Below are 2,923 nucleotides of genomic sequence, written 5' to 3' on the forward strand. Positions count from 1 at the left end.
CTGGTTCGGTCGCGGAAGGAGGCGCCTTCGATTACCTACGTGGTGAAGATCAACGGACCGCAGATCGAAGCTTACGTCAGGGTCCCGTTTTTGGGGGCTACCTTAAATCTCGAAGTGGCACATCGCGATGCCGTCGGAAGGGGCATCCACGTCATCAACAGAGCCCAGCACACCCCTCGCATGCCAAAACGACGATACGCGCGAAATATGAACTTCGGCGAGGCTTGGGATCATCCGCTCTGGTACTGGTGCTGTCTATGTTACAGCACTGAAAAATCCGGCCTCAGTTCAGATTCCGATTGCATTGGGGGCGCTAAAAACCTTCAAATAGGAGAAGTGTGACGTCGGAATGCGGCGAATTCGGAGCAGCTAACATGGCCAAGAGTTACACGTTTCAGTCATTGGGTCTGATGGATGATACTCCAGATGAAGCTATACTCAATATCACGAAACTCGCAGCTCATATCCTGAAATCTCCTGTTGCGTTGACCTCTTTGCTTGAGGAAAACAAGAACAGGCAATTTTTCGCAGCTTCCGTTGGGCTGTCAGAAGATTTGGCGGCCTCGCGTCAGACGCCCATCAATCAATCAATCTGCCAATTTGTAAAACTCGCCAAACGAACGATACTCATTGCGGATATGAGGGTCGACGATCGGACGAAGGATAACAAACTTGTCCGTGACGAAAACTTTATATCTTATATCGGCAGCCCCATTCACAATGCCTCCGGACAAGTAGTTGGCGCGCTCTGCTGCATGAAAAATGAACCCTACACTTGGGCTGAAGGGCAGATCGAAACGCTCGAAATGCTCGCGAAATGTATTGACGAGATCATACACGCCAGGACGGCATCTCTGGAGGAGCAGAAGTCAAAAAATGAACTGAACAAGTTGCTAGTGTCTCGAAGTGGTTATGTCGCGCATCTTAGCCATGAAATTAGAACACCGTTAACAAGCATTATCGGATCAGTTAAACTTCTGAAAACGGTTCCTTTAAATGGAAAAGCAGAACGCCTGGTGGAATTTCTTGACCGGTCCTCAGAGAGGCTGATGGCTTTCATCAGCGATGCCGATTTTATAGGCAAGCTGGATGCTGATAACTACATCTCAGTACAGGAGACTTGTGACATCGCCGCTGTCATCTCGTCTATCGCCGATGGGTTTCAGGGCCTCGCAAAGATCAAGTCAGTGCAGATGTCCGTTACAAATCAACTGGTAACATCAATCTATCATTTTGATAGATATGCTGTGGAAATGATTGTGAAGAATCTCATTTCCAACGCGCTCAAGTATACTGAAAGCGGCTCCGTAAAGATCAGACTGCGGGACGGATTATTGGAAGAAGTCATTATCGATGTGATTGATACTGGAGTCGGGATTTCACCCGAATACCACGAAAAGATCTTTCAGGAGTTTGAACAATCGGACCATAACAGTCCTCGGACGAATGGCGGCACCGGACTGGGGATGACCATTGTCAAACGGATGGTTGATGGTCTTGATGGGGACATCAGTCTTCTCAGTCATTTAGGCGAAGGCGCAAAGTTTTCGGTTACACTTCCACTCAAGTCAGTGGATACCTAGTTTACAATAGCGTCTGAACCGAAAACTCGATCCGATGAGTCATATTCACCACGGGCCAAGTCTATTTCAAGCGTTCATTAGAGATTATGGTCTGCTTGATTAATTTCATTGACAGTCGACAATGGTAGCGTCACCCAGAAGGTCGTCTTGACGTCAGGCTCTGATTCAAAGCCGATTTCACCATTCATCATGTCCATGAGCCCCTTGCAGATTGCAAGTCCCAAGCCGGTGCCCTTTGTAGATCGTGGTGAAACCTCCGTTTGTTGGGAAAAGGGTGTGAAGACACGCTTTGTAAATTCAGGTGAGATACCACAGCCATTGTCGGTGACGGATATGCGACAGGTTTCGTCATCACGTTCGAGCATCACGGAAACCACACCGGACTGCATCGAGAACTTTGTCGCATTTGACAAAAGATTGGTAATAACCTGTTTTAGCCTGAGGGGATCTGCGTCGATAAAAATCTTCTCTTCCGCTGTGTTTACATCGAAAGACACACCAAATGTTTGAGCGAAAGCCTCGAAGTCCGCACAAACTTTCCGAATAAGCCCCACAACCTCCAGCTGGTCGATCTTTATCGAGAAATGCCCCCCATTAAGCTTTTGGAAATCAAGAAGTTCATCAATCATCGCTATAAGCCGGGTGCTGTTGCGATGGGACATACCGAGAAGTTTTCGTGTTTGGGATGAAGCGTCGTCTCCTATGGAAGCCCCAAGTAATCCAAGTGCGCCATAGAGCGCAGCAAGCGGTGTGCGCAACTCGTGGCTTACAGTTGCAACAAAATTATCTTTCAGCTCGTCAAGCTGTTTCTGTTCGGTAATATCTGTCATTGTGCCCAAAAGCCGGATGGCCGTGCCGTCTTCATCGCGTTCGGTCACTTTCAGAACTGACCGCATCCAATGCCAACTATCATCTCGCACGCGCATGCGAAACGTCGACTCTGCACGATCAGTCAGTCCGTCTATACACCGCGCATCGTTTGCGACGACCGATCCGAGATCGTCCGGATGAACGCGCGCGTGCCATTCCTGGTCAGAGTCCCGTTCCATACCGCTGGTCAAACCCAGCAACTGATACCATGAGGCTGATGCGGACCCGGAGCCGCTGCGCAGATCGGATTCAAAAACACCAATCTCGCTACCCTCAAGCGCAAGCTTCCACCGATCATCTTGCGTTTTGACGGTTTGCATGGCCTTAACCCGCGCCGTCACATCGTTTAGCGTCACGATGTCAAACTGATCGCCAGTTTCATCGAATGATTGGCTGTTTCTGACTTCGCAATATTTCACTTCTTTCCCAGCGGCGGAAATTCTTATCAGGTTGCATTCCCCCATGAAGAG

3 protein-coding genes are annotated in these 2,923 nt (G+C 49.0%); 2 read left to right on the forward strand and 1 reads right to left on the reverse strand.

Features of this window, described 5'->3' with window-relative positions; all coding sequences use genetic code 11:
• Positions 1 to 342: hypothetical protein (locus ACOI1H_RS24560; protein ID WP_422440860.1), on the forward strand; the 342-nt coding region annotated here is incomplete at its 5' end.
• A gap of 32 nt (positions 343 to 374) precedes the next feature.
• Positions 375 to 1,583, forward strand: coding sequence for a GAF domain-containing sensor histidine kinase (locus ACOI1H_RS24565; protein WP_422440861.1), 1,209 nt, complete (start codon positions 375 to 377; stop codon positions 1,581 to 1,583).
• A 77-nt stretch (positions 1,584 to 1,660) separates the two neighbouring features.
• On the opposite strand, the gene ACOI1H_RS24570 is transcribed toward ACOI1H_RS24565, so the two are convergent.
• The coding region (locus tag ACOI1H_RS24570; RefSeq protein ID WP_422440862.1) for an ATP-binding protein at positions 1,661 to 2,923 on the reverse strand (1,263 nt) is incomplete at its 5' end.

This window comes from Loktanella sp. DJP18 (genome assembly GCF_049310965.1).
In the GTDB taxonomy this organism is placed as follows: Bacteria; Pseudomonadota; Alphaproteobacteria; order Rhodobacterales; family Rhodobacteraceae; genus Loktanella.

Excerpts from the sequence above, each read along its gene's own strand:
- ACOI1H_RS24565 (WP_422440861.1), top strand. The coding sequence starts at position 375 with ATGGCCAAGAGTTACACGTTTCAGTCATTGGGTCTGATGGATGATACT.